This window comes from Mycolicibacterium arseniciresistens (assembly GCF_030519285.1).
Lineage (GTDB): Bacteria > Actinomycetota > Actinomycetes > Mycobacteriales > Mycobacteriaceae > Mycobacterium > Mycobacterium arseniciresistens.
The window spans coordinates 38,489-59,883 of the sequence record NZ_JAUMSQ010000028.1 but is presented as its reverse complement, the minus strand read 5'-3'; the positions used below and the strand labels follow the sequence as shown (position 1 = coordinate 59,883).

Here is a 21,395-nt window from a genome sequence, read left to right as displayed (position 1 = left end):
ACGGCGCGCCCGCGGCCGCGGCCGTCTTGTTGTGCCCGAACTCCCCTGCCGCGTGAGCGGCGCCCCGCAGCAGCGCGCCGCCGGCGATGATGCCCGCGCCCAGACCCGTCGAGGCCTTCACCACCAGCAGGTCGTCGATCAGCGGACCCTCACCGCGGCGTTCGGCGAGCGCGATGGCGTTGGCGTCGTTGTCGATCACCACCGGCGCCGCGGTGAGGTCGCGGAAATAGGGCGCCAGCGGAACGCCGTCCCACCCGGTCATGATCGGCGAGTCCAGGCTGGCGCCGCGCGTGCCGTCGATGCTGCCGGGCAGGCTCAGCCCGACACCGAAGACGGCGTCGTCGCGCCGCCCGGACTCTTGCAGCAGCGCGTCGAGGCGCGTGGTGACCAGTGGCATCAGGTCGTCGGGCCGGCAGCCGGGCTCCTGGTCGATGTCGCCGACGGCCAGCATGTCGCCCGCAAGGTTGCACACCGCGAGGCGGACCCGGCTGCGCCCGACCGCGGCCGACAGCACCACGCCCGCATCGGCGTTGAACGACACGAACGACGCGGGGCGGCCACCGGTCGAGGGCGCCTGCTCCCGCTCGTCGACCAGGCCGTGCGCGGCGAGGGCGGCCACCCTGGCCGACACCGCCGTGCGGGAGAGGCCCGTCAGCTGACCGAGTTCGCCGCGCGTGACGTCGCGCCGCGTTCTGATCAGGTCGTACAGCTCGCCGGCGGACGCCGGGGCGAGTCGCAGTGCGGGCACTGTTGCAGCGTAACCTCGGCCACTTTTGTCTTTCAAGTGCCTAATTCAATTGGCTAGTGGGCAGAAGTCTCGTTACCGTGGCCGCATGACGGTTTCCCTGGATCGGCCTTTGTCGGTCGTCGCGCCCGCCCCGGCCGTGCGGTGGCTCGCGGTGTTCGCGCTGGCGCTCGGCGGGTTCGGCATCGGCACCACCGAGTTCGTCGCGATGGGCCTGCTGCCCGACATGGCGTCGAGCCTGGGCATCACTGAACCCACCGCCGGTCACGTCATCTCCGCCTACGCGCTGGGCGTCGTGGTCGGCGCACCACTGATCACCGCGCTCACCGCGCGGATGAACCGCAGGACGCTGCTGCTCGGCCTGATGACGGTGTTCACGCTCGGCAATCTCATCACCGTCGTCGCCCCTACCTACGGCACGCTGATGGCCGCCCGCTTCGTCGCGGGCCTGCCGCACGGGGCGTTCTTCGGGATCGCGGCGCTGGTCGCCGCCCACCTGATGGGGCCGAAGAACCGCGCCAAGGCGGTCGCACACGTGATGACCGGCCTGACCCTGGCCACCGTGCTCGGCGTGCCGATGGCGTCCTGGCTGGGCCAGTGGCTCGGCTGGCGGGCTGCCTTCGCCCTCGTCGTCGGCATCGGCGCGCTGACCGTCACGGCGCTGTGGTTCTGGCTGCCCACACTGCGATCCATGCACGCCACCAGTCCGATGACCGAGCTCGGTGCGCTGCGCCGGGTTCAGGTCTGGCTCGCCCTGCTCATCGGCATGGTCGGCTTCGGCGGCATGTTCGCCGTCTACACCTACGTCGCCACCACCATGACCGACGTCGCCGGCCTGTCCCGCGGACTCGTCCCGCTGGCGCTGATGATGTTCGGACTCGGCATGGTGGTCGGCAACTTCGTCGGCGGCTGGGCCGCCGACCGGTCGGTGATCCGCGCGCTCTACGCCTCGATCGGGACGCTCGCCGTGGTGCTGGCGCTGTTCGTCGCGGCCGCCCACCACCCGGTCACCGCCTTGATCGGGTTGTTCGCGGTCGGCGCCGCGGGGTCCGCGGTCGCCCCGGCACTGCAGACCCGGCTGATGGACGTCGCCCACGGCGCGCAGAGCCTGGCCGCCGCGCTGAACCACTCCGCGCTGAACATCGCCAACGCCACCGGTGCCTGGGTCGGCGGCCTGGTGATCGCCGGCGGCTACGGCTACACTGCGCCCGCCGCCGCAGGCGCCGCGATGGCCGTCGCCGGCCTCGTCGTGCTGACCCTCTCGGTGGCGCTGGGGCGACATTTGATCAAATGACCCCCATGTCCGTACTCGACGCATTCCGCCTGGACGACAAGGTCGTCATCGTCACCGGTGCCTCGTCCGGTCTCGGGGTGTCGTTCGCCCGGGCGTGCGCCGAGGCAGGCGCCGACGTGGTGCTCGCCGCCCGCCGGGTCGAGAAGCTGGTCGACACCGCCGAACTGGTGCGCGGCACGGGCCGCCGCGCACTGACCGTCGCCACCGACGTGGTCGACCCCGAACAGTGCCAGGCGATGGTCGACGCCGCGATGACCGAGTTCGGCCGCGTCGACGTGCTGGTGAACAACGCCGGTGTCGGCACCGCGGTGCCCGCCACCCGCGAGACGCCCGACGAGTTCCGCGCGGTGGTGGACATCAACCTCAACGGCTCCTACTGGGCGGCGCAGGCCTGCGGACGGGTGATGCAGCCGGGCAGTTCGGTGATCAACATCTCGAGCATCCTGGGCATCACCACCGCGGGACTGCCGCAGGCGGCCTACAGCGCGAGCAAGGCCGCGATCTCCGGGCTCACCCGGGACCTGGCTCAGCAGTGGGGCCTTCGCAAGGGCATCCGCGTCAACGCGATCGCGCCCGGCTTCTTCAAGTCCGAGATGACCGACCAGTACAAGCCGGGCTACCTCGAGAGCGTCATCGAGCGGGCCGCCCTCGGGCGCGTCGGCGACCCGGCGGAACTCGCCGCGACGCTGGTGTGGCTCGCCTCGCCCGCCGGCGGGTACGTGACCGGTCAGACGATCGTCGTCGACGGCGGCGTCACCATCACCTGATCTTCACCCCCGGTAGCCATTCTTTATGCGTTTCCTATGAGCTGCTGGGTTATCCTCTCGCACCTCCATAGATTGGTTTCAGGAGCTTTTCCAACCAATCAGTCGGAGGAACAGAGAAATGAACAAATTCGCCGTCGCCACGATCACCGCGGGCGCCATGGCCTCGCTGACGCTGGCGCTCACCGCGACCGCCACCGCCGCTCCGACCGGGTGGTCGGACGCCGAGCAGACCGTGGAAACGTTGCAGAGCAGCGGGTATCGCGTCCAGGTCAACCGCAGTGGTACCGCTCCGCTGTCCGAGTGCACGGTCGACTCCGTGCGCAGGGGACCGACCGCCATCGGCCCCAACGTCGGGCCTCCCTCGGACACCCGGAACATGGCGGTGACGGTGGTGGTGAACGCGAGCTGCTGAATTCTCCGGCGCACCGATGCGAATTCATGGCACGGACTCCCGTGCCATGAATTCGCATTTCTTTTTCTATACGGGCTTCAATTCCTGCGCCGGTACCAGCACCGGCAATCGAATACGGAATGTGGTCGTGCCGCCGCCGGAATCCGCCGTGATCGAGCCGTCGTGGGCTTCGATGATCGACGCGGTGATGGACAGGCCGAGGCCGAAGCTGCCGGCCTCCCGGGAGCGCGACTTGTCCGCCCGGACGAACCGCTCGAACAGGTGCGGCAGCAGATCGGCCGGGATGCCCGGCCCGTCGTCGGAGACGGTGAGCTCGACGTGCCCGGACCCGTCACCGTCCCCGCCGACCGCGAGGCCGGTGGTGACCGTGGTGCCGGCAGGGGTGTGCACCCGCGCATTGGCAAGCAGGTTGGCCACCGACTGGTGCAGTCGCGCGCGGTCTCCGCGCACGACGACGGGACCCTCGACGTCGGTCACCCAGCGGTGCGTCGGCGCGGACACCGCGGCGTCGTTGACGGCGTCGACCACCACGTCGGCGAGGTCGACGTCGGTGCGGTCGAGGTCGTGTCCCTCGTCGAGGCGGGCCAGCAGCAGCAGGTCGGCCACGAGTGCGTTCATCCGCAGCGCCTCGGCCTCGATGCGGGCCAGCGAGTACTCCGTCGTCTCGGGCAGCACCGCACTGTCCTGCCGGGTGAGCTCGGCATAGCCCTGGATCGCCGCCAGTGGGGTGCGCAGTTCGTGGCTGGCGTCGGTGATGAACTGCCGCATCCGGCGGTCCGAGGCGGCCACGTCGCCGAGCGCGCGTTCGACGTGGTCGAGCAGCCGGTTCAAGGTGTCGCCGACAAGGCCGACCTCCGTGCGCGGGTCGGTGTCACCGGCAGGCACCCGCGGGGTGATCGCGTAGTTGTCCCGGTCGAGGGGAAGCAGGGCCACCTCGGCGGCGGTCGCCGCGACACGGCGCAGCGGGCGCAGGGCGAAGCGGACGATGGCGACCGTGCTGCCCGCCGTGACCAGCAGGGCGAGCACGGTGAGGACGGTGACGATCGCCGTCTCGCGGATCATCGCCTCCCACGCCGGGGTGCGTGACACGCCGGTCACCAAGATCTCGCCGCCGTCACCGGGACGGCTGGCCATCCGGTACCAGCCAAGGCCCGGCAGTTCGACGCTGCGCGGCTCGGCGCCGTCGGGCGCCGTGTCGGCAACGGCCTCCACGGCGTCGGTGGGAACCGGACGCGCCTCGCCGTCGACGAAGTACGCCGAGTCGACGACCTCGCCACCGCGGATCAGCGCGATGACGTTCCCGGGCGCCTGGCCGACGAAGTTCGCCAGCGGCTTCGTGGTGCCCGGCGGCGGCAGCTCACCCGTCGTCGGCAGCGGCGTGCTGCGGTATTTGGTAACGCCGTTGCTGAAATTGTCGGCGGCGCCGGACAACTGGCCGTCGATGATCCCGAGCACCGAGGCCCGCAGCGTCAGCACCGACATCGTCCCGATCGTCGCCACGGCGATCATCACCACCAGCGAGACGCCGACGACGAGTTGCCGCAGCAGGGTCCAGCTCCGCCAGATGCGTCTCATTCCGCGGGCCGCAGCAGATAGCCGACCCCACGCACGGTGTGGATCATCGGGTCCCGACCGGTGTCGATCTTCTTGCGCAGGTACGACACGTACAGGTCGACGACGCTCGACTTGCCGCCGAAGTCGTAGTCCCACACCCGGCGGAGGATCTCGTTGCGGGTCAGTGCCTTCCGGGGATGCTGCATCAGGTAGCGCAGCAGCTCGAATTCGGTCGACGTCAGCGGAATCGGAACGCCGGCCCGGTACACCTCCCGGCTGGTGCCGACGAGCTCGAGATCGCCCACAGTGAGGTGCTCCTCGGAATCCGGGGTGAGGTAGGCGTTGCGCCGCAGCAGCCCCCGCAGCCGGGCGACCAGCTCCTCGAGGCTGAACGGCTTGACCATGTAGTCGTCGCCGCCGGCCGTCAGCCCGGTCACCCTGTCACGCACCGAGTCCCGCGCGGTGAGGAAGAGGATCGGTGTGTAGGTGCCCGACGACCGGATCTGCTGCAGCACCCCGAAGCCGTCGGTGTCCGGCAGCATGATGTCCAGAACCAGGATGTCCGGACTGTGCTCGCGGTACTTGGCCACCGCCTCGCCGGCGTCGTGGGCGACCTCGATGGCCCAGCCCTCGTACTGCAGCGCCATCCGCACCAGGTTCGTCAGCGCACGCTCGTCGTCGACCAGCAGGACGCGGATGGGTGACCCGTCGGGCCTGCACATCTTCGGCAGCTGGCCGAGGACGGGCCGGCGTGGACCGGTACCACTGTCGGTCGGCACAGACGTCATCCGACCATTCTCGCGAGCGCCGCGTGGCCGGTCACGCGTCTCATAGAGATTTCACATGTGCGCGCATCGGCCGGTGCGGGTATGCGGTCGCCGTGGCAGACCAGTCCTTCGCCTTCCGTTTCGACCCGCGCTACCGGATCGCGGCACTGCCGTTCGGCATCTGGCCTTCGCGATGCGGCGTCGACGTCGGGTCCGACCGCCTCACCGCCCGGTTCGGGCCCTGGCGGCTGGAGACGGCTCTCGAGAACGTCGCCGACGTCACCGTCACCGGGCCCTACCAGTTCATCAAGACGGCGGGCGCCGCACACCTCTCGATCGCCGACCGGGGCCTCACCTTCGCCACCAACGGCGACCGTGGTGTGTGCCTGCAGTTCCGGACGCCGGTCCCGGGCATCGAACCCACCGGACGCCTCAGGCATCCCAGCCTCACCGTCACCGTGGCGGACTGCGACGGGCTCGCCGCCGCTATGCGCGAACACCTGGCCTGACAGTCGGCGTCGCCCGGCGACCCTTACCCGGCGGACAGTAAACCCTTCCCCGGTGGCGCCGGATCCTGGCTCCGCGGTGATTACGCAGGCACGACGACATCACGACGATGGATGTCGTCCTGCTGTACACCGCACGAGCACAAGGAAGCATGATGTTCGCGACAACACCCCCCGGTCCCTTCCACGACGAAACCGTGCGGATGCGCACGGCCGACCTTCCGGTGAAGCCGCTCGCGACCCACGTTCCGTCCCCCGACGTGCCGTTGAAGGCGCTGCCGAAGGCCGTAAGCGGCTTCGACGGCAAGACCGTGCGCCTGCGGCCGGTCGAGATCATCGGCACCGTCTCGGACACCGTCCGCCAGCGCTACATCGACCTGGCCACCAAGCCGAGCCCGCCCACCAAGTGGGCCATCGCCCGGGTGTTGTTCGTGCTGTTGCTGGCATCCATGCCGATCCTGGCGATCCCGGTGGAGGTGTTCGGGCTGGTCCACCAGAGCACGACGTCGATCGTCATCATCGCGCTGCTGGCAGTGCTCGGCGCGATCATCGCGTTCGCACCGCACCGGATCGACATGGTGGTCGGGCGCGGCCTGATCGCCGGCATGGTCGCCTGCATCGTCTACGACGCCGCGCGGTTGTTCGCGGTGCACGTCCTGAACCTGATGGGTGACTTCATTCCCGTGATGGGTTCGTTCGTCACCGGAGAGCCGGAGACCAACGGCAGTGCCGCGGTCGGCTACGTGTGGCGCTACATCGGCGACGGTGGCGGCATGGGTGTCGCGTTCTTCATCGCGGCGTTCGCGCTGGGGATCGACCGCTGGAAGAGCGTCTACGCGGTGCTGGCCTTCGTGGCGATGTCGGTGTTCCCGCTGTGGAGCGGACTGATCGGCACCGTCGTGCTGGCGCCGCGCGGCGAGGAGATGATGTTCGACCTGAATCCCGCCACGTTCACCATCACCCTGGTCGGGCACCTGATCTTCGGCCTGGTGCTGGGACTGGCCTTCCTGAAGGCGCCCCGCGGAGCCGTCCACAGCGAATGGCCGTGGCCGCCGATCCTGGAGTCGGCGAGGATCAAGCGGATGATCCCGCAGGCATGGAGAGCCACCCACCGCGCGCCGCGCGCATGATCTGAGGTGGGCGAGCCGCGGGTCGTCGGGGGCAACTCCGACGGCCCGCGGTCGCGCGTCCGCCGTGTTTGCGCGCAAGGAGCGGCTCCGTGGGCGAAGATTGCTGCAGAGGAGGTTCCCACCGTCATGTCGTCGCACCTGGAAGTCCTCCGGCCGTCGGGGCGGGAGCTCGTCCCGCTGACCGGCCAGCGGGTGACCCTCGGCAAGTCCTCGACCAACGTGGTGGCGCTCGAACACGACGAGACCGTGTCGCGCCTGCACGCCGTCCTCGAGAACCTCGGATTCGCGTGGTCGATCCGCGACCTGGGCAGCCGCAACGGGACCCACCTCAACGGGGAGAAGATCACCGCCGAACGCGTCCTGCGGTCCGGGGACGAGGTGCGGATCGGGAAGTCGAAGTTGATCTTCTGGGAGGTCAGGGATTCCGGCGGCGCCCTCGACGAGGAGACCGTCACGGCCCAGCCCGCCGAGGTCCCGCCGCGGCTGACCCCTCGTGAGGTCGACGTGCTCGTGGTGTTGTGCCGCCCGCTGGTCTCCGACGACCCGTTCCCGGAACCGGCGTCCGTGCGGAAGATGGCCGGCGAACTGTTCGTCTCCGAGGCGGCCGTCAAACAGCACCTGCAGAATCTCTACGACAAGTTCGCCGTCCCCGCCGAGGGTGACCGGCGGGTGCGGCTGGCCAACGAGGCGCTGCGGCGCGGCGCCGTCACGCTCGCGCAATTGCGCGCTACGTGAAGTCGAGCGCCTCGATCGTCGCCACCGGGCCTTCGTGCGTCGGCCGGTCGGCGCCGCCGATGCAGTACAGGGTGGAACCGACGGCGGCCACCACCTGGCCGTGCACCGGGGTGTTGATCGGCGCGACGGTGGACCACTTGCCGGTGTCGATGTCGTAGATCTCGACGGTGGCCAGCACGCGCGTCGGTTCCTCGCCACCGACGGCGACGATCCGGCCGTCGACCAGCGCCGCGCCGTAGCTGCCGCGCGCAGTCGGCATGTCCGCCAACCGCTCCCACGTCCCGGACTCCGGGTCGAATCGTTCGACGGCCGAGGAGTTCTCGTCGGCGGTCAGCGCCCGTCCGCCCACCGTGTAGACGTAGGTGCCGTCCGACACCGCCGCGAGATGTTCACGCGGGGTGGGCAGGTCGGCGGCCGTGGTCCAGGACTCCCCGTCGAAGACCTCGGTCGCCGCGACGAGCTTCTTGTCGTTCTGCCCACCGACGACGACGAGCTTGTCGTCGACGACGGCAGCCGACGGCGCCGCGCGGGCGAATGCGAGGCTCGGCAGTTCCACCCACGCGCCGTCGCGCAGCGCGAAGACCTTGTTCGACGCCTCGGCGACGGTGTCGGTGGCGCCGCCGATCACGATCATCTCGCCGCGGAAGTTCGCCGCCGTCGCATGGTGCAGGGGTATCGGCAACGGCGGATGCTTCTGCCAGGCACCGGTCTTCGGGTCGTAGCTCTCGACGGTGTCGAGGGATTGCGAATGCCCCAGCATGCCGCCGGCGATCCATATCTCGTCGTCGAGCACGGTCGACGCCATCATCAACCGCGGGGTCTGCGCGTCGGGCAGCGCACGCCACTGCGCAGCGGGCTGGGGCCTGCGCGGCGCCAGCTGCAACGCTTCGGCCGACGAGACGACCTGATCGTCGCCGGCACCGGTGGACCCGCTGATCGCGTACACGGTCCGGCCCACCGCCGCGACCCCCGAACCGTGCCTCGCGGTGCCGAGATCCGGCAGGTCACTCCAGGTCGAGGTGGTGAGGTCAAGGGCGGCAACGCTTCTGAGGACCTGTCCGCGCGACATGCCGCCGACCGCCACCAACCGGGCGTCGGTGACGGCAGCCCCGAAGTCGCTGCGCGGCCGGGGCAGGTCGGGCATGGCCGACCACCTGTCCGCGACCGGGTCGTAGGCCTCGACCGCCGCCAGGTCGGCGGTGCCGGTGGTGCCGCCCGCCGCGTACATCAGCTTTCCGTCCGACGCCGCTCCGAGCAGCTGCCGGGGCGTCGGCATGGGAGCGGCCGGTCGCCATGAGCCGCCGTCGTAGACCTCGGTGGTGTTCAGCAGCCTGCCGCCGGCGTCCACCCCGCCGGTGACGACGATGCGGTCACCGACCACCGCGGCCGCCGCTGCGGCACGCGGTTGCAGCAGCGGCGGAAGCTCCACCCAGCGGCTGTTGACCACCCGCCACACCCGGTCGGTGGCGATCTTCTCGTCGGCGCCCTCGCTGCGCCAGCCGCCGAGCACCACCGGCGTGTGCTGCCAGGTCACCGCCGCCGCGTGCTGGACCGGGACGGGCAGGTCCTCGCCGCCCTTCCAGCTGTCGATGGCGGGGTCGTAGCCCTCGTGGCCGCCGCTGACGCGGTTGTCCGCGCCGACGCCGCCGAAGATCCAGATGGTGCCGTCGGCCTGGGTGGCCGCGACCGCGTCGCGCGCGACCCGCGCATCGGCGACCGGTTCCCAAACGGGGGGTGGCTCGGCGGTCGGCCGACTCGGCGCGGCCGCCGTCGGTTCGGCGGTGTCCCGCGACGAGGTGACCATCACGATGCCGCTGACCACCAGGAGCAGCACCGCCACGACGGCCGCCCCGGCGATCAGCAGCCTCTTGCGGTCGCGCCTGGGCGGGCCGGGATCGGACTCCATCACCCGCGGGGGTTCGGGGACCTTCGGTGGGATCTGCGCGGCCTGCCACGGCAGGCTCGACCCGCTGATCGACGTGGTGTGGGCGAACATGCCGGGGACCGGGGGCGGCAGCCCGCCGTCCGGTGGCTGCGCACCGGCGCCGGACGGATCACCGGTGCGCTCCGGCAGCGGCAGCGCCTGCGTGCCGTCCTCCTGCTCCGCTGCGACACCGGCATCGCTGAGCGCCATCGGGTCGGCGGTCAACCCGTTGTGCCCCTGTGCCAGTTGCAGTTCGCGGCCGAACTCCGCCGCCGATGCCTGGCGGTCCCCCGGTTCACGCGACATCGCCTTCTCGATGGCCGCGCAGACGTCGGCCGGGATGCCCTGCGGACGCAGGTCCGGCACCGGCGTCGAGGTGATGCGCAGGTAGTGCGCGATCAGATCCTCGTCGGCCTTGCGCTCGTGCGGCGGCGTCCCGGCGATCAGCGCGTAGAGCGTCGCGCCGAGGGAGTACACGTCGGCCGCGACCGTGGGCGGATTGCCGGCGAGCACCTCGGGAGCGGTGTAGGACAGAGTGCCGGTGAAATAGCCGGTCACGGTCTTGTAGCCGCCGGTGATGCGGGCGGTGCCGAAGTCACTGAGCTGCGGTTCGCCGTAGTCGTTGGCGAGCACGTTGGCGGGTTTGATGTCCCGGTGCAGTGTCCCGGTCCGGTGCGCGGTCTCCAGCGCCCCCGACAGTTTCACCCCGATGCGCAGCGCCTCCGGCCACGCGATGCGACCCTCCCGGCGTATCCGCTCCGCGAGCGAACCCCGTGAGTGGTAAGGCATCACGATGAACGGCCGGCTGCTCTCGGTCACGCCGACCTGCAGGATGTTGACGATGTTCGGGTGCCCGGACAGCGCTCCCATCGCATAGCCCTCGCGCAGGAACCGCTCCCGGTCGTCGTCGTCGAGATCGGAGGCGAGCACCTTGATGGCAACGATGCGGCCGAGGGACTTCTGGTGGCAGCGGTAGACCACCCCGCCGCCGCCCCGGCCCACTTCGATCGCGTCGCCGAAGCCGGCGGCCGCCAGCTCGGCCGCTATCCCGCCCGCCATGGTGTCCCGCCCTCCGGTGACATGCCGATTTCCTTCGCCTGACCGTACCGAGCAAACATTCGGAAAAGATGAAATTGACGCATCACTCACCGGCGCCGCCGGTCGCGCTAGAGCCTGCGGATCAGTGCGGCGGCGTGCACGGTGTCGCCCACGACGAACCACACCCGGAGCCCGCCGTCGCGCGACGCGAAGTGGATGACGACGTCATCCGTGCGCTGAATCGGCTTGCGGTACTCGACGACTGCGCGGTACGGGGCCGTCGCGATGTCCGGGTACCGCGCCATCACCTCGTGCACACCATGCCAGTAGACGGTGTTGTTGACATGCCGGAAGTGGTCGATGTCGGTGTGGCGCAGGGCGAAGGGGATCGACGCCTCCGGCTCGGCGGGGCCGGGGAGCCACGGCCGCCATTTCAGCCGGGTCTCGTCGGTGGTGCTCGCGAACCGGGCGAACAGGTCGCCGTCGATCAGTGACGGCGTCTGGGTGTCCTTGTTCATGTTGATCCAGAAGCCCTCGGTCTCGACCAGGCCGCCCTCCGAGCCGTCGAGCCGAACCCGCATCGAACACCAGCGGTTGGAGATGCCCGAGCACCACCGCCGCAGGGTGATGTCGCTCGGCCATTCGATCGGTTCGACGACGTCGACGACGGTGCGCTGCACGATCCAGTGCGGGTTCACCTCGGCGAACCCCGAGTCGACCAGGTGCTCGGCCCCGGCCTCCTGGATGTACCGGGCGACGCCGTCCAACCGGATTCGCCGGTGCTCGTCGATGTCGCTGGTGGTGAGCCGCCAGCCCGTCCGGAACACGTAGCCGGTGTCCGGCAACGGGTGCAGCGGTCTCGCCGCGTCCGGCTGGGCTGTCGACACGGTACCGACGGTATCGCATGCCCCGATCTCGGATAGGGTCGCGCGAAGCAAAGGGGGCGACATGCGGACGATCGAGACTGATTACCTGGTCGTCGGCGCCGGCGCCATGGGGATGGCCTTCGCCGACACCCTCGTCGCCGAGAGCGATTTGCAGGTCGTCGTCGTCGACCGGGGCAGTTCACCCGGCGGGCACTGGACGCGCGCCTACCCGTTCGTGCGCCTGCACCAGCCCTCGGCCTACTACGGCGTCAACTCCCAGCCGCTGGGGTCCGGCGAAGTCGACGACGCCGGGTGGAACGCCGGCCTGCACGAGCTGGCCGCCGGTGACGAGGTGCGCGGATACTTCGACGAGGTGATGCAGAAGGTCCTGCTGCCGACGGGACGGGTGTCGTACCTGCCGGAGAGCGAGTACCTCGGCGACGGCCGGATCGTCGGGCCCGGCGGTGACGAGGTGGCCGTCGACGTGCGGCGCCGGACGGTCGACGCGACCTATCTGCAGACGGTGGTGCCGTCGATGCGCCCGCCGGCATACGGCGTCGCCGACGGCGTCGTGTGCGTGCCCCCCAACGGATTGCCGGCGCTGGCACCGAATTTCGATCGTTTCGTCGTGGTCGGTGCGGGCAAGACGGGTATCGACGCGTGCCTGTGGCTGCTCGCCGCCGGCGTCGCACCCGAGCGGCTGCGGTGGATCATGCCGCGCGACGCGTGGCTGCTCGACCGCGAGAACATCCAGCCGGGGCCCGAGTTCCTCGACCGGTTCAAGACCAGCTTCGCGGCGCGGCTGACGTCCATCACCGACGCCGGCTCGGTCGACGACCTCTTCGCGCAGCTGGAGGCCAACGGCAACCTGCTCCGGCTCGACCCGGCGGTGCGGCCCACGATGTACCGCTGCGCCACGGTGTCGCGCGCCGAACTCGACCAGCTGCGCCGCATCGAGGACGTGATCCGGCTCGGCCGCGTCGAGCGGATCGAGCCATCCGAAATCGTGCTCACCGGCGGCACAGTGGCGTCGGCCGCCTCGACGCTCTACGTGGACTGCACCGCCGACGGTCTCGAGAAACGCCCGGCGGTGGATATTTTCGACGGAGACCGGTTGGTGCTGCAGAGTGTGCGCGGCTGCCAGCAGGTGTTCAGCGCCGGCCTCATCGCCCATCTGGAACTCAGCGGCGCCGACGACGCCGCCAACAACGCGTTGTGCCGGCCGGTGCCGCACCCGAACACCGACGTCGACTGGCTGGCGATGACGCTGGCCGAGCACCGCAACGAATTGCGCTGGCTCGCAGAGCCCGAACTGATGGACTGGCTGGCGACGTCACGGCTGAACCTGCTGCGCGAGATGTTCTCCCCGATGCTGGCGCGACCGCGGAGCCGCGAGCGGTTGCTCGGCATGGTCGCCAAAGCGTTACTAGCGGCCAACGACAAGCTCGAGCTGCTGCTGCGCGAGGGCTGACTACCCGAGTTCGTGCAGCTGGTCGAGGATCGACCCGAGCAACTGTTCGTCGGTGCTGGTGTGCAGCCGAATGGGTTCGAGATGGCTTGCGCCCGAAGGCAGTTGCCGCTGCATCTCGTCATGACGCTCGAGCACGTCGTTGATCAAGCCCCCGAAGTCTTGCAGGTGCTGGTTCACGAACCGCGTACAGCCGTCGAGGAGCTCCACGTGTTGCCGTGCGACGGAGCGCCTTCGGCAGTTCTCCGCGATCTCGAGCATCCTCTCGTAGAGGTCCGCCAGGTGGTGTGCGGCACGAACGACGCCGTCGGGGTCCGCGATGTCCTTGCCGTCGCCGAACACCGCCGCGAACTCCGGCGCGCGCAGGTACGCCGCTGCCTCCGCGACGACGTCGTCGGCGGCGCGCAGGTGCCGGGTGAGGAACTGCGCGACGTCGTGGCCCGTGCGCAGCCTGCCGGCCGGATGCACGGCCCGCCCGACCACCTGTGCGATCTTGCGCTCCTCGAGCGCGGCCCAGCGCTGGAAGACCACGGACGCGAAGGCCGCCCAGGCCCAGCCCGGCGGCTTGTCCCGCACCATCTGGTCGACGAGTTCGGGCGTGGGGACGAGGTCCGCGGTTCGCATGGCATGACCGTAGGCGAGGGCACCGACAAGACCGAGGCATGCGACCGTTGACCCATGACCGTCACCGTCGAGTCGTTCGAGGTCGCCGATCCGGCGGAAGCCTGGACGCGGGCCGGGTTCGCTGTCGATTCCGGTGTCTGCCGGGTCGGCGGCGTCGGCATCCGGCTGGTCGGCCGCGAAGGTCCGGGCACCGGCATCATCGGGTGGTCGTTGCGGGGCCTGCCTCCCCGCGCCTCGGACCATGACCTCGACGGCGTCCCGACCACCTGGACGGACGTGGCCGCCGCGGCGCCGGCCGAGCACCCGAACGGCGCCTTCGCGATCGACCACGTCGTGCTGCTGTCCCCGGACCTGCGCCGGACGGTCGCGGCGCTTGCCGCCGTCGGCGTGGAGCCACGCCGCGAACGGGTTGCCGAACTCGGCGGACGGCCGATCCGCCAGATCTTCCTCAGGTTCGGCGAGGTGATCGTCGAGGTCGTCGGTTCACCGGACATGGCGGACGAGGGTCCGTCCACCCTGTGGGGCATCACGTACGTCGTCGCGGACATCGACGCGACCGCCGCGTTCTTCGGTGACCGCACCGCACCGGTCAAGGATGCGGTGCAGCCCGGACGGCGGATCACCACGCTGCGGCATCGCGACCTCGGGATGTCGGTCCGCACGGCGATGATGTCGGCGCGTCGATGAGCGCGACCGCCCGGCCCATTGCCTATCCTCGGCGCATGACCGAGGACCGCGGCGACGTCTTCGACGGCGTCCGGATCGGCCGGCCCGCGACCGGCGCGCTCATCGACGCCGGTTACCACGCGCTGGCCGATCTGCCCGCTGACCTCGACGGGCTGCTCACCTTGCACGGCGTCGGGCCGAAGGCGGTGCGGCTGCTCCGGCAGGCACAGGCCGAACGGGCGGGCTGAACTGATGAGTGACGATGTCGTGATCATCCACACCGACGGCGGGTGCAGGCCGAATCCCGGGCCCGGTGGTTGGGGAGCGGTGCTGCGCCAGCGCCACCACGTCCGCGAGATGTGCGGCGGTGAGCCCGGCGAGACGAGCAACAACCGGATGGAGCTGATGGCGCCGATCATGGCGCTGGAGGCGCTCACCCGACCGGTGGTGGTGCATCTTCACACCGACAGCACCTACGTCCGCAACGGCATCACCAAGTGGGTCCTCGGCTGGGAACGCAACGGCTGGCTGACCGCCGCCAAGCAGCCGGTGAAGAACGTCGACCTCTGGCAGCGGCTGCAGGCGGCCTGTGCGCGGCACCAGGTCGAATGGTTCTGGGTCAAGGGGCATTCCGGCGTCGTCGACAACGAACTGGCCGACGTGCTGGCCACCCGGGGCATGCAGCAAGCGATCGCGGGGGCGGCCCTCCTCAGCTGACCGGTGAGCGCTCCGAGTCGAGCGCCGCCATGTGCTCGGCCGGGTAGCGATCGCCCGCCACCTCCGCCGCGGGCACCGCCGACTCCAGTTGTGCCAGTTGGCCTTCCGTCAGCGTCACGTCGACGGCCCCGAGCGCCTCGGTCAACCGGTTGCGTGTTCGGGCGCCGATCAGCGGCACGACGTCGTCTCCCCGGGCGGCCACCCACGCGATGGCCGCCTGGGCGACCGACACCCCGAGTTCGTCGGCGACACCGCGCAACGCCTCGACCAGCGCCAGGTTGCGGTCGAGGTTGGCCTCGGCGAATCGCGGGCTCATGGTGCGGAAATCCCCTGGCCCGCCGCTGGTTCTCGTCCAGTGCCCGCCGATCAGCCCTCGCGAGAGCACCCCGTACGCGGTCACGCCGATCCCGAGCTCGCGGCAGGTGTCGAGGATGTCGCCCTCGACGCTGCGCGACATCAGCGAGTATTCGATCTGCAGGTCGCTGATCGGCCGGACGGCGGCCGCGCGACGGATGGTCTCCGATCCGACCTCCGAGAGCCCGACGTGCCGCACGTATCCGGCATCGACGAGCTCGCCGATCGCGCCGACGGTGTCCTCGATGGGCACGGCGGGATCCAGGCGGGCCGGCCGGTAGACGTCGATGTGGTCGGTGCCGAGGCGCTGCAACGAGTACGCGGCGGCGGATTTCACCGCAGCCGGGCTCGCGTCGTAGCCGACCCAGGCGCCCGCGGGGTCGAGTCGACCGCCGAACTTCACGCTGAGTTGGTATGCGTCGCGCGGGGTGGAGCGCAACGCCTCGGCGATCAGCAGTTCGTTGTGACCCATGCCGTAGAAGTCGCCGGTGTCCAGCAACGTGATCCCCGCGTCGAGCGCGGCGCGCACGGTGGCGATGCTCTCGTCGCGGTCGCATTCGCCGTACGCCCCCGACATGCCCATGCATCCGAGGCCGACCGCCGATGTGTTCAAGGTTCCGAGTGTCTTGGTTCGCATGAATATCAGCGTGGGCCCGGATCAACAGGGCTGCCAGGACGCGTCGAGGCAGGGATCGGGAGTCCCTGCCTGAGCGTGCAGCTCTGGCGGACAATGAACCGATGGATCGCGAAGCGCTGGCCCAGTTCCTGCGGCGCCGCCGGGAGGCGCTGAGCCCGGTGGACGTGGGACTGCCGGTCGGCGTGCGTCGCCGCACCGCGGGGCTGCGCCGGGAGGAAGTGGCGCAGCTGACCGGTATGTCGGTGGACTACTACGGCAGGTTGGAGCAGTCGCGCGGGCCGCAGCCCTCACCGCAGATGTTGCGGGCGCTCGCCCGCGCCCTGCGCCTGACCGACGACGAGACCGATCACCTGTACCGGCTCGCGGGCCACGCGGTCCCCGACCGCAGCACGCATTCGGTCAACGTGCGGCCCGCGCTGCTGTTCGTCCTCGACCAGCTCAGCGACGCAGCCGCTTTCGTCTGCTCCGACACCGACGTGATACTCGCTCAGAACGGGCTCGCCGCACTGCTGATGAGCGAGCTACCCGCAGCCGACGGATCCGGTGTCGAGGCCAGCATGACGTGGCACTGGTTCACCGATCCGCGGTCGCGTGCGGGTGCACCCGAGAAGGACCACGACCGGCTGAGCCGGACCACGGTGGCGGACCTGCGCGCGGCGTGGGCCCGCAGGCCCGACGACGCCGACATGCGCGAGCTCGTCGAGGCGCTGCTCGAACACAGCCCTGAGTTCGCCGATCTGTGGGCGCGTCACGAAGTCGCCACCCGGCGGATGGATCGCAAGACGTTCCTGACGAGGGTCGGTCCCATCACGCTGGACTGCGAGGTACTGGCGACGACGGACGGTCAGCGGCTTGTGCTGCTCACCCCGCCCGCCGGCTCCGACGCGCTGGCGAATCTGCGGCTGCTCAACGTGGTCGGCAACCAGGTGGTCGGCGAGGTGACGTGAGCTGCTGGCGGGCCGTGACGTTGCCAGTGAATTCGAATGCGCGCCAAGGGATTGTCGGCGTGTCGCGGTGGTCGGGATCGATACCGATGAGGCGGCCGCCCGCAAGGTGGACGGTCTCGTGTTTGGCGTCGGCATCAATGGTGACGAGCGCTTCGACACCTGTTCGGGGCGCGGTGGTGTCGTCGTCGCGCCATGCGGTGACGCTGCTGTGGCCGTGGATCTGACTGAACGGGAGCCGGCCGTCCATCCATCCGGGCAGCAGTTCGGTCGCAGCGGCCGCCCACAGCGGTCCGGCGTCCGGGGCGGTCCTTCCGTGCAACAGAATGCCGGCGCGTAGGACCGATTCGGCGCCCGCCCTTGCGAGGTCGTTGATCCGGAAAGCAGCCTCGGCGGCGGTGGGTGGACCGCCGAGGACGGCGGCCCAGAATTCCGCCGTGATGCCGGCGTGGGTGATGAGGAAGGACTCGTGTGCAGTGTCAACGGCGGCGGCGGCGACGGTTGCGGCACCGCTCTGCCACCAGTTGTTGATCACGGTGACGTGCTGGCGGTCCAGTGTTTCCGGCCAGACGAAGACCGGAGGCCGCAGGTAGTGCGCCTCGTGATTGCCGATGAGCTGGATCCACTGAGCGGGCTGGGTGCGCAGGTAGTTGTCGACGATGTCGACCACCTCGGCGGAGTCGGGTCCGCGATGGATCAGGTCGCCGACCTGCACGACGATCAGCTCGTCGGGCAGCGACCCGTCGGGGCGCGCGCCGAGCCGGTTGAGTTCGTCGCGCAGTGATTTGGCGTGTCCACCGACGTCACCGATGACGGCGATCCTCATGTGCGGTCAAGTTGCCTTTCGTCGCACCGGCCGGGGCAGGGATGTCGAGCGAAGAGCGACGCGGTCCATCCGACGAGCAATGGTGTTGATCTCCCGGACAGCCTGGCCGATCATGCTGCGTTCGATCGGAGACAATTCATCGCGGTCGATGAGGTCGGTGGGCTGCTGCCCGTGCCGAAGCCGATGGAGGTGATGGCGCAGTCGCATTCGCTGCAGGATCTCGAAGACCTCGATCAGGCGGTCGGCCTGGGCGCCGTGCAGGATGGCCGAGCCGGAGGCGTCACGGAGTCGCTTGACGGTCTGCAGTTCGGTGGAACCGACTCCCAGTGCCGCCCACCGGGCGATGCTCACCACCGGAAGCAGTCCGTGGGTCTTGACGTCGAAAGTGTCGCCCTTGCCGGTGAACACATCGCGGAGCGAGCGATCCCGCACCTTCGCCCGGTGCGACAGCGATTCCGACAGCAGCAGGTCCATTGCCGCCGGATGCCGCCGGAACTCGGTGAACACCTGCGCCACCTGCGGCAGTCCCGGCGTGCCGTGGATCGGCCGGGCGTCGACCAGCAGGGAAGCGATGACAGCGAGGCCCTTGCGGTGCGGCGCCATCGTCGCGCGGGAGTGTTCCTCGGGCGCCGTCAGCCAACGGGTTGCCGCCGCCCGCCACTCACTGTTCGTCCGGGAGAACGCCTTGTTCGACGCGTTCGCGCCGTTGACGTCGACGCCGAGCCCTGCGGCGGTCAGCAGTTCGTTGACCTCACCGAACGCGTCGCGGAAGAGCACCATCGTCTCCGAGGACATGGCGTCGTCGAAGGCGATGGCCACGTCGAGATCCGAACACGGCACGGCCTCGCGTCGGCCGTGACTCCCGAGGAAGAGCCAGGTGAACTGGTCGGGGGCGAGGTCAGGATGGTCGTCGAAGACCAGCTGGATGGATCGCCGGACGATCGCGTCGACGATCGCGGAGTACACCCGGATGACGCGATCGACGGCCAGCCCCCGATCGAGGATGTCACCCAGAATCGACGGTGCGCGCCGGGCCCGTTCGATCAACTCGGCGCGGTTGCGGGCACGCCGAATCTGTTCGAGCATCCCGAACCCCGCCGTCGTCGGCGCCAGAACGAAATCACGCGCTCCGAGCACGCCGCGCAGGTTGTCGGCTCGATCGACGACCGGCAGGTACTCGGATCGGGTGTCGAGCAACGTGATCAGTGCCTCGACAGACGAGCCGGAGAGCTCCACCGTCGTGGCCGGGTGCACCATCACCTCGCGCGCGGGGGTGTCCCCGGAGATTCCGTCACCGACGACTCGGCGGCCCAGCACCGCGTCGGTCACGATGCCGTAGGTCCCGTCACCCGATTCGACGACGGCGCAATGCATGTCACGCTCCGCCAGCTGCCGTGCGACGACGGCGACGGGTGTGTCCGGACCGATGACCAACGGCGTGCTCGCAACCAGGTCTCCGACCGTGCTGAACATCGGCGCCGAGGTCGAGCGGCGTCGGGTTCGGGAGATGTAGTCGGCAAGGAACCGGGCGCCGCTGCGCGAGTAGAACGCCGGCTCGACCAGGTTGCCCGGCAGGACTGCAATGCTTGCCGCCGTGGTGGCGACCACCCGGGGGCCGATGGGGCGCTCGGTGAGCATGGCGGAGAACCCGAACACATCGCCGGCGACGAACCGGTCGTCACCGGCCTTCGTCACCTGGTCCTGGTCGTGCCAGAGGTCGACTTCGCCGGTCAGCACCACGTAGATCTCTGTGGGCGGCGCCGTGAACGCGTCGACCACCAGGTCGCCTGCAGAGAACTCGCGGACCGCCGCTGTGGCGGCGATCTCCGCCAATCGCGAGGAACCGAGAGCGGTGAACGGTTCGATGCCTGAAAGAAAGCGGCACAGTTCAGCCGCCTGCGCATCAGCAGAGCCGGCGTCGCCCATCGTCAAGGCCGAGTCGGCTCAGCGCATGCCGACATAGATCTGCCCGCTGGACACATCTTCCTCGAGCGCCTCCAGCGAGCGGCCGCGGGTCTCGGGCACCTGGGTGTACACGAAGACCAATGCTGCCACTCCGATCGCGGCGAACAGGAAGAAGGAGCCGGTGATACCGACAGCCGCGACCAGGGTTGGGAAGTAGAGCCCGAGGAATCCGTTGGTGACCCAGCAGAAGAAGACCGCGACACCGATGCCGAGGCCGCGCATGTGCAGCGGGAAGACCTCGGCCAGCCACACCCACACGGCGACATTGAGGAACGTCTGCATCGACAGCACGAACCCGACGACGAGGACGAGGATCACGTAGGGCCGCGCCGGGTTCCCCGCCGGAAGCAGCATCGACGCGACACCGACGAGGCAGTGGAACGTCGTGGTCAGCGACAGGCCGATCAGGAAGGTCTTGCGGCGGTCGATGCGATCCATGTTGCGCAGCGCGATGATGCCGCCGAGCACGGCGACCACTCCGAATGCGATGTTGGCGAGCACGGCCCGCTCCTCGGTCATGCCCGATTCCTCCAGCACCCGCGTGCCGTAGTACATGATCGAGTTGATGCCGGTGAGCTGCTGGGTCATACATACTCCGATGCCGACGAAGATGATGCGCCGCAGCCACTTGCTGCCCATGACGGCACGGATGCCGATCTGGTTGGCCTGCCTCTCGTGCCGGGCGACCATCTCGACCTGAGCGATCTCCGCCTCCGCCCGGTCCTCGGAACGCACGGTCTTCAGCACCGCGAGTGCTTCGTCGTTCTTGCCCTTCTCCACCAGCCAGCGCGGCGACTCCGGCATCCGCAGCATGCCGAAGAACAGAGCTACCGCCGGAAGCGCGCAGACCGCGAACATGATGCGCCAGACGCCGTCCACGTGGCCGAGTGTCACGCCGAGAATCGCGTTCACCACGAATGCGGACAGTTGGCCGACGACGATGGCCAACTCGTTGCGCCCGGTGATCGACCCGCGAATCTCGTAGGGCGCCAGTTCGGCGAGGAAGACCGGGACCACCGTCGACGCGCCGCCAACGGCGAGTCCGAGCACGATGCGGCCTGCCACCAGAGTCGCGAAGCCTACCGCAGAGAAGGTCCCGGATTCGGGCCCGGCCGGGGAGAACACGACCAGCAGGACGCCGAAGAAGAACAACAGCGCCAAGATCAGGATGGTCTTGCGACGCCCGATCTTGTCGGAGATGATCCCGCCGAGCAGGGCACCGAACGCGGCGGCGAACAGCAGGGAACTGATGACCACGCCCAGTTGGAGCAGGGAGAGCCCGAGTTCTTTCGCCATCGGACCCTCGGCGCCGTTGGCCACGCCGGTGTCGTAGCCGAAGAGCAGGCCGCCCAGGCAGGCGACGACCGAGATGAGGCCGATCCGCTGTCGGTGAGGACCGCTGGTCAGGGGTGGAAGGTCGGCCTCAGCCGGTGAATCCGCATGTGTCGTCATGTTG

At 69.6% G+C, this 21,395-nt stretch carries 21 protein-coding genes; 11 read left to right on the top strand and 10 right to left on the bottom strand.

Annotation, left to right across the window (positions count from 1 at the left end):
• On the bottom strand, positions 1–748 hold a 748-nt coding region (locus Q2100_RS07015), incomplete at its 3' end, for an ROK family transcriptional regulator (protein WP_302913409.1).
• Positions 749–833: 85 nt separating this feature from the next.
• Here Q2100_RS07015 and Q2100_RS07010 point away from each other — a divergent pair.
• The 3 genes from Q2100_RS07010 (at position 834) to Q2100_RS07000 (ending at position 3,218) form a co-directional block, all read left to right on the top strand.
• The gene (locus tag Q2100_RS07010; protein WP_302913408.1) at positions 834–2,039 is read left to right on the top strand and encodes an MFS transporter; all 1,206 of its coding nucleotides are present in this window, start codon (positions 834–836) and stop codon (positions 2,037–2,039) included.
• Between the two features lie 5 nt (positions 2,040–2,044).
• Entirely contained in the window at positions 2,045–2,806 is a 762-nt protein-coding gene (locus Q2100_RS07005) for an SDR family NAD(P)-dependent oxidoreductase (protein WP_302913412.1), read from the top strand.
• A 118-nt stretch (positions 2,807–2,924) separates the two neighbouring features.
• Positions 2,925–3,218, top strand: a complete 294-nt coding sequence (locus Q2100_RS07000) for a hypothetical protein (RefSeq protein WP_302913407.1) — start codon at positions 2,925–2,927, stop codon at positions 3,216–3,218.
• A gap of 66 nt (positions 3,219–3,284) precedes the next feature.
• Here the strand turns inward: Q2100_RS07000 and Q2100_RS06995 are convergent, their stop codons facing one another.
• A complete protein-coding gene (locus tag Q2100_RS06995) occupies positions 3,285–4,793 on the bottom strand; it encodes a sensor histidine kinase (RefSeq protein WP_302913406.1) in 1,509 nt (502 codons plus the stop codon).
• Complete coding sequence (locus tag Q2100_RS06990; protein WP_302913405.1) at positions 4,790–5,560, bottom strand: response regulator transcription factor; 771 nt, start codon at positions 5,558–5,560, stop codon at positions 4,790–4,792. Before Q2100_RS06990 ends, Q2100_RS06995 begins: the two co-directional genes overlap by 4 nt.
• A gap of 92 nt (positions 5,561–5,652) precedes the next feature.
• On the opposite strand from Q2100_RS06990, the gene Q2100_RS06985 reads away from it, so the two are divergent.
• From Q2100_RS06985 to Q2100_RS06975, 3 genes are all read left to right on the top strand, one after another.
• Complete coding sequence (locus Q2100_RS06985; RefSeq protein ID WP_302913404.1) at positions 5,653–6,048, top strand: hypothetical protein; 396 nt, start codon at positions 5,653–5,655, stop codon at positions 6,046–6,048.
• A 149-nt stretch (positions 6,049–6,197) separates the two neighbouring features.
• A complete protein-coding gene (locus tag Q2100_RS06980; protein WP_302913403.1) occupies positions 6,198–7,175 on the top strand; it encodes a hypothetical protein in 978 nt (325 codons plus the stop codon).
• Positions 7,176–7,301: 126 nt separating this feature from the next.
• The gene (locus Q2100_RS06975) at positions 7,302–7,910 is read left to right on the top strand and encodes an FHA domain-containing protein (protein WP_302913402.1); all 609 of its coding nucleotides are present in this window, start codon (positions 7,302–7,304) and stop codon (positions 7,908–7,910) included.
• Here the strand turns inward: Q2100_RS06975 and Q2100_RS06970 are convergent.
• Complete coding sequence (locus Q2100_RS06970; protein WP_302913401.1) at positions 7,903–10,893, bottom strand: serine/threonine-protein kinase; 2,991 nt, start codon at positions 10,891–10,893, stop codon at positions 7,903–7,905. The two genes, Q2100_RS06975 and Q2100_RS06970, sit on opposite strands and share 8 nt — an antisense overlap.
• Positions 10,894–11,000: 107 nt before the next feature.
• Positions 11,001–11,759 (bottom strand): acyl-[acyl-carrier-protein] thioesterase, encoded by a 759-nt coding sequence (locus tag Q2100_RS06965; protein ID WP_302913400.1) that lies wholly within the window; start codon positions 11,757–11,759, stop codon positions 11,001–11,003.
• Positions 11,760–11,820: 61 nt separating this feature from the next.
• Here Q2100_RS06965 and Q2100_RS06960 point away from each other — a divergent pair, with 61 nt between their 5' ends.
• Positions 11,821–13,209 carry an NAD(P)-binding protein gene (locus tag Q2100_RS06960; RefSeq protein WP_302913399.1) on the top strand — a complete coding sequence of 463 codons (1,389 nt, stop codon included), beginning with the start codon at positions 11,821–11,823 and terminating at the stop codon, positions 13,207–13,209.
• Here Q2100_RS06960 and Q2100_RS06955 read toward each other — a convergent pair whose 3' ends face one another.
• A complete protein-coding gene (locus Q2100_RS06955) occupies positions 13,210–13,830 on the bottom strand; it encodes a hypothetical protein (RefSeq protein WP_302913398.1) in 621 nt (206 codons plus the stop codon). It abuts the gene before it with no gap.
• A gap of 54 nt (positions 13,831–13,884) precedes the next feature.
• On the opposite strand from Q2100_RS06955, the gene Q2100_RS06950 reads away from it, so the two are divergent.
• Genes Q2100_RS06950 through rnhA form a run of 3 tightly spaced genes read left to right on the top strand, consistent with a single transcriptional unit; the run spans position 13,885 to position 15,213 of the window.
• Positions 13,885–14,517 carry a VOC family protein gene (locus tag Q2100_RS06950; protein WP_302913397.1) on the top strand — a complete coding sequence of 211 codons (633 nt, stop codon included), beginning with the start codon at positions 13,885–13,887 and terminating at the stop codon, positions 14,515–14,517.
• Between the two features lie 35 nt (positions 14,518–14,552).
• Complete coding sequence (locus Q2100_RS06945) at positions 14,553–14,744, top strand: helix-hairpin-helix domain-containing protein (protein WP_302913396.1); 192 nt, start codon at positions 14,553–14,555, stop codon at positions 14,742–14,744.
• Between the two features lie 4 nt (positions 14,745–14,748).
• Positions 14,749–15,213: a ribonuclease HI gene (gene rnhA, locus Q2100_RS06940; RefSeq protein ID WP_302913395.1), complete on the top strand. Its 465-nt coding sequence runs from the start codon at positions 14,749–14,751 to the stop codon at positions 15,211–15,213.
• Here rnhA and Q2100_RS06935 read toward each other — a convergent pair.
• Positions 15,206–16,204, bottom strand: a complete 999-nt coding sequence (locus Q2100_RS06935; protein WP_302913394.1) for an aldo/keto reductase — start codon at positions 16,202–16,204, stop codon at positions 15,206–15,208. The two genes, rnhA and Q2100_RS06935, sit on opposite strands and share 8 nt — an antisense overlap.
• Before the next feature lie 101 nt (positions 16,205–16,305).
• Here Q2100_RS06935 and Q2100_RS06930 point away from each other — a divergent pair, with 101 nt between their 5' ends.
• Entirely contained in the window at positions 16,306–17,151 is an 846-nt protein-coding gene (locus tag Q2100_RS06930) for a helix-turn-helix transcriptional regulator (RefSeq protein WP_302913393.1), read from the top strand.
• Here Q2100_RS06930 and Q2100_RS06925 read toward each other — a convergent pair.
• Genes Q2100_RS06925 through Q2100_RS06915 form a run of 3 tightly spaced genes read right to left on the bottom strand, consistent with a single transcriptional unit; the run spans position 17,111 to position 21,391 of the window.
• Positions 17,111–17,974, bottom strand: a complete 864-nt coding sequence (locus tag Q2100_RS06925; protein WP_302913392.1) for a metallophosphoesterase — start codon at positions 17,972–17,974, stop codon at positions 17,111–17,113. The genes Q2100_RS06930 and Q2100_RS06925 overlap by 41 nt on opposite strands.
• Positions 17,975–17,980: 6 nt before the next feature.
• Positions 17,981–19,900 (bottom strand): putative nucleotidyltransferase substrate binding domain-containing protein, encoded by a 1,920-nt coding sequence (locus Q2100_RS06920; protein ID WP_302913391.1) that lies wholly within the window; start codon positions 19,898–19,900, stop codon positions 17,981–17,983.
• An 18-nt stretch (positions 19,901–19,918) separates the two neighbouring features.
• On the bottom strand, positions 19,919–21,391 hold the full coding sequence (locus Q2100_RS06915) for a sugar porter family MFS transporter (protein ID WP_302913390.1): 1,473 nt from the start codon (positions 21,389–21,391) through the stop codon (positions 19,919–19,921).
• Positions 21,392–21,395: the final 4 nt, after the last annotated feature.

Bases quoted from the DNA above. Each gene is read 5' to 3' on its own strand.
- Q2100_RS07005 (WP_302913412.1), top strand. From the start codon at position 2,045: ATGTCCGTACTCGACGCATTCCGCCTGGACGACAAGGTCGTCATCGTC.
- Q2100_RS06950 (WP_302913397.1), top strand. From the start codon at position 13,885: ATGACCGTCACCGTCGAGTCGTTCGAGGTCGCCGATCCGGCGGAAGCC.
- Q2100_RS06995 (WP_302913406.1), bottom strand. From the start codon at position 4,793: ATGAGACGCATCTGGCGGAGCTGGACCCTGCTGCGGCAACTCGTCGTC.
- Q2100_RS06975 (WP_302913402.1), top strand. From the start codon at position 7,302: ATGTCGTCGCACCTGGAAGTCCTCCGGCCGTCGGGGCGGGAGCTCGTC.
- Q2100_RS07010 (WP_302913408.1), top strand. From the start codon at position 834: ATGACGGTTTCCCTGGATCGGCCTTTGTCGGTCGTCGCGCCCGCCCCG.
- Q2100_RS06970 (WP_302913401.1), bottom strand. From the start codon at position 10,893: ATGGCGGGCGGGATAGCGGCCGAGCTGGCGGCCGCCGGCTTCGGCGAC.
- Q2100_RS06920 (WP_302913391.1), bottom strand. From the start codon at position 19,900: ATGGGCGACGCCGGCTCTGCTGATGCGCAGGCGGCTGAACTGTGCCGC.
- Q2100_RS06960 (WP_302913399.1), top strand. From the start codon at position 11,821: ATGCGGACGATCGAGACTGATTACCTGGTCGTCGGCGCCGGCGCCATG.
- Q2100_RS06945 (WP_302913396.1), top strand. From the start codon at position 14,553: ATGACCGAGGACCGCGGCGACGTCTTCGACGGCGTCCGGATCGGCCGG.
- Q2100_RS06915 (WP_302913390.1), bottom strand. From the start codon at position 21,391: ATGACGACACATGCGGATTCACCGGCTGAGGCCGACCTTCCACCCCTG.
- Q2100_RS06925 (WP_302913392.1), bottom strand. From the start codon at position 17,974: ATGAGGATCGCCGTCATCGGTGACGTCGGTGGACACGCCAAATCACTG.
- Q2100_RS06930 (WP_302913393.1), top strand. From the start codon at position 16,306: ATGGATCGCGAAGCGCTGGCCCAGTTCCTGCGGCGCCGCCGGGAGGCG.
- Q2100_RS06955 (WP_302913398.1), bottom strand. From the start codon at position 13,830: ATGCGAACCGCGGACCTCGTCCCCACGCCCGAACTCGTCGACCAGATG.
- Q2100_RS06980 (WP_302913403.1), top strand. From the start codon at position 6,198: ATGATGTTCGCGACAACACCCCCCGGTCCCTTCCACGACGAAACCGTG.
- Q2100_RS06990 (WP_302913405.1), bottom strand. From the start codon at position 5,560: ATGACGTCTGTGCCGACCGACAGTGGTACCGGTCCACGCCGGCCCGTC.
- rnhA (WP_302913395.1), top strand. From the start codon at position 14,749: ATGAGTGACGATGTCGTGATCATCCACACCGACGGCGGGTGCAGGCCG.
- Q2100_RS06935 (WP_302913394.1), bottom strand. From the start codon at position 16,204: ATGCGAACCAAGACACTCGGAACCTTGAACACATCGGCGGTCGGCCTC.
- Q2100_RS07000 (WP_302913407.1), top strand. From the start codon at position 2,925: ATGAACAAATTCGCCGTCGCCACGATCACCGCGGGCGCCATGGCCTCG.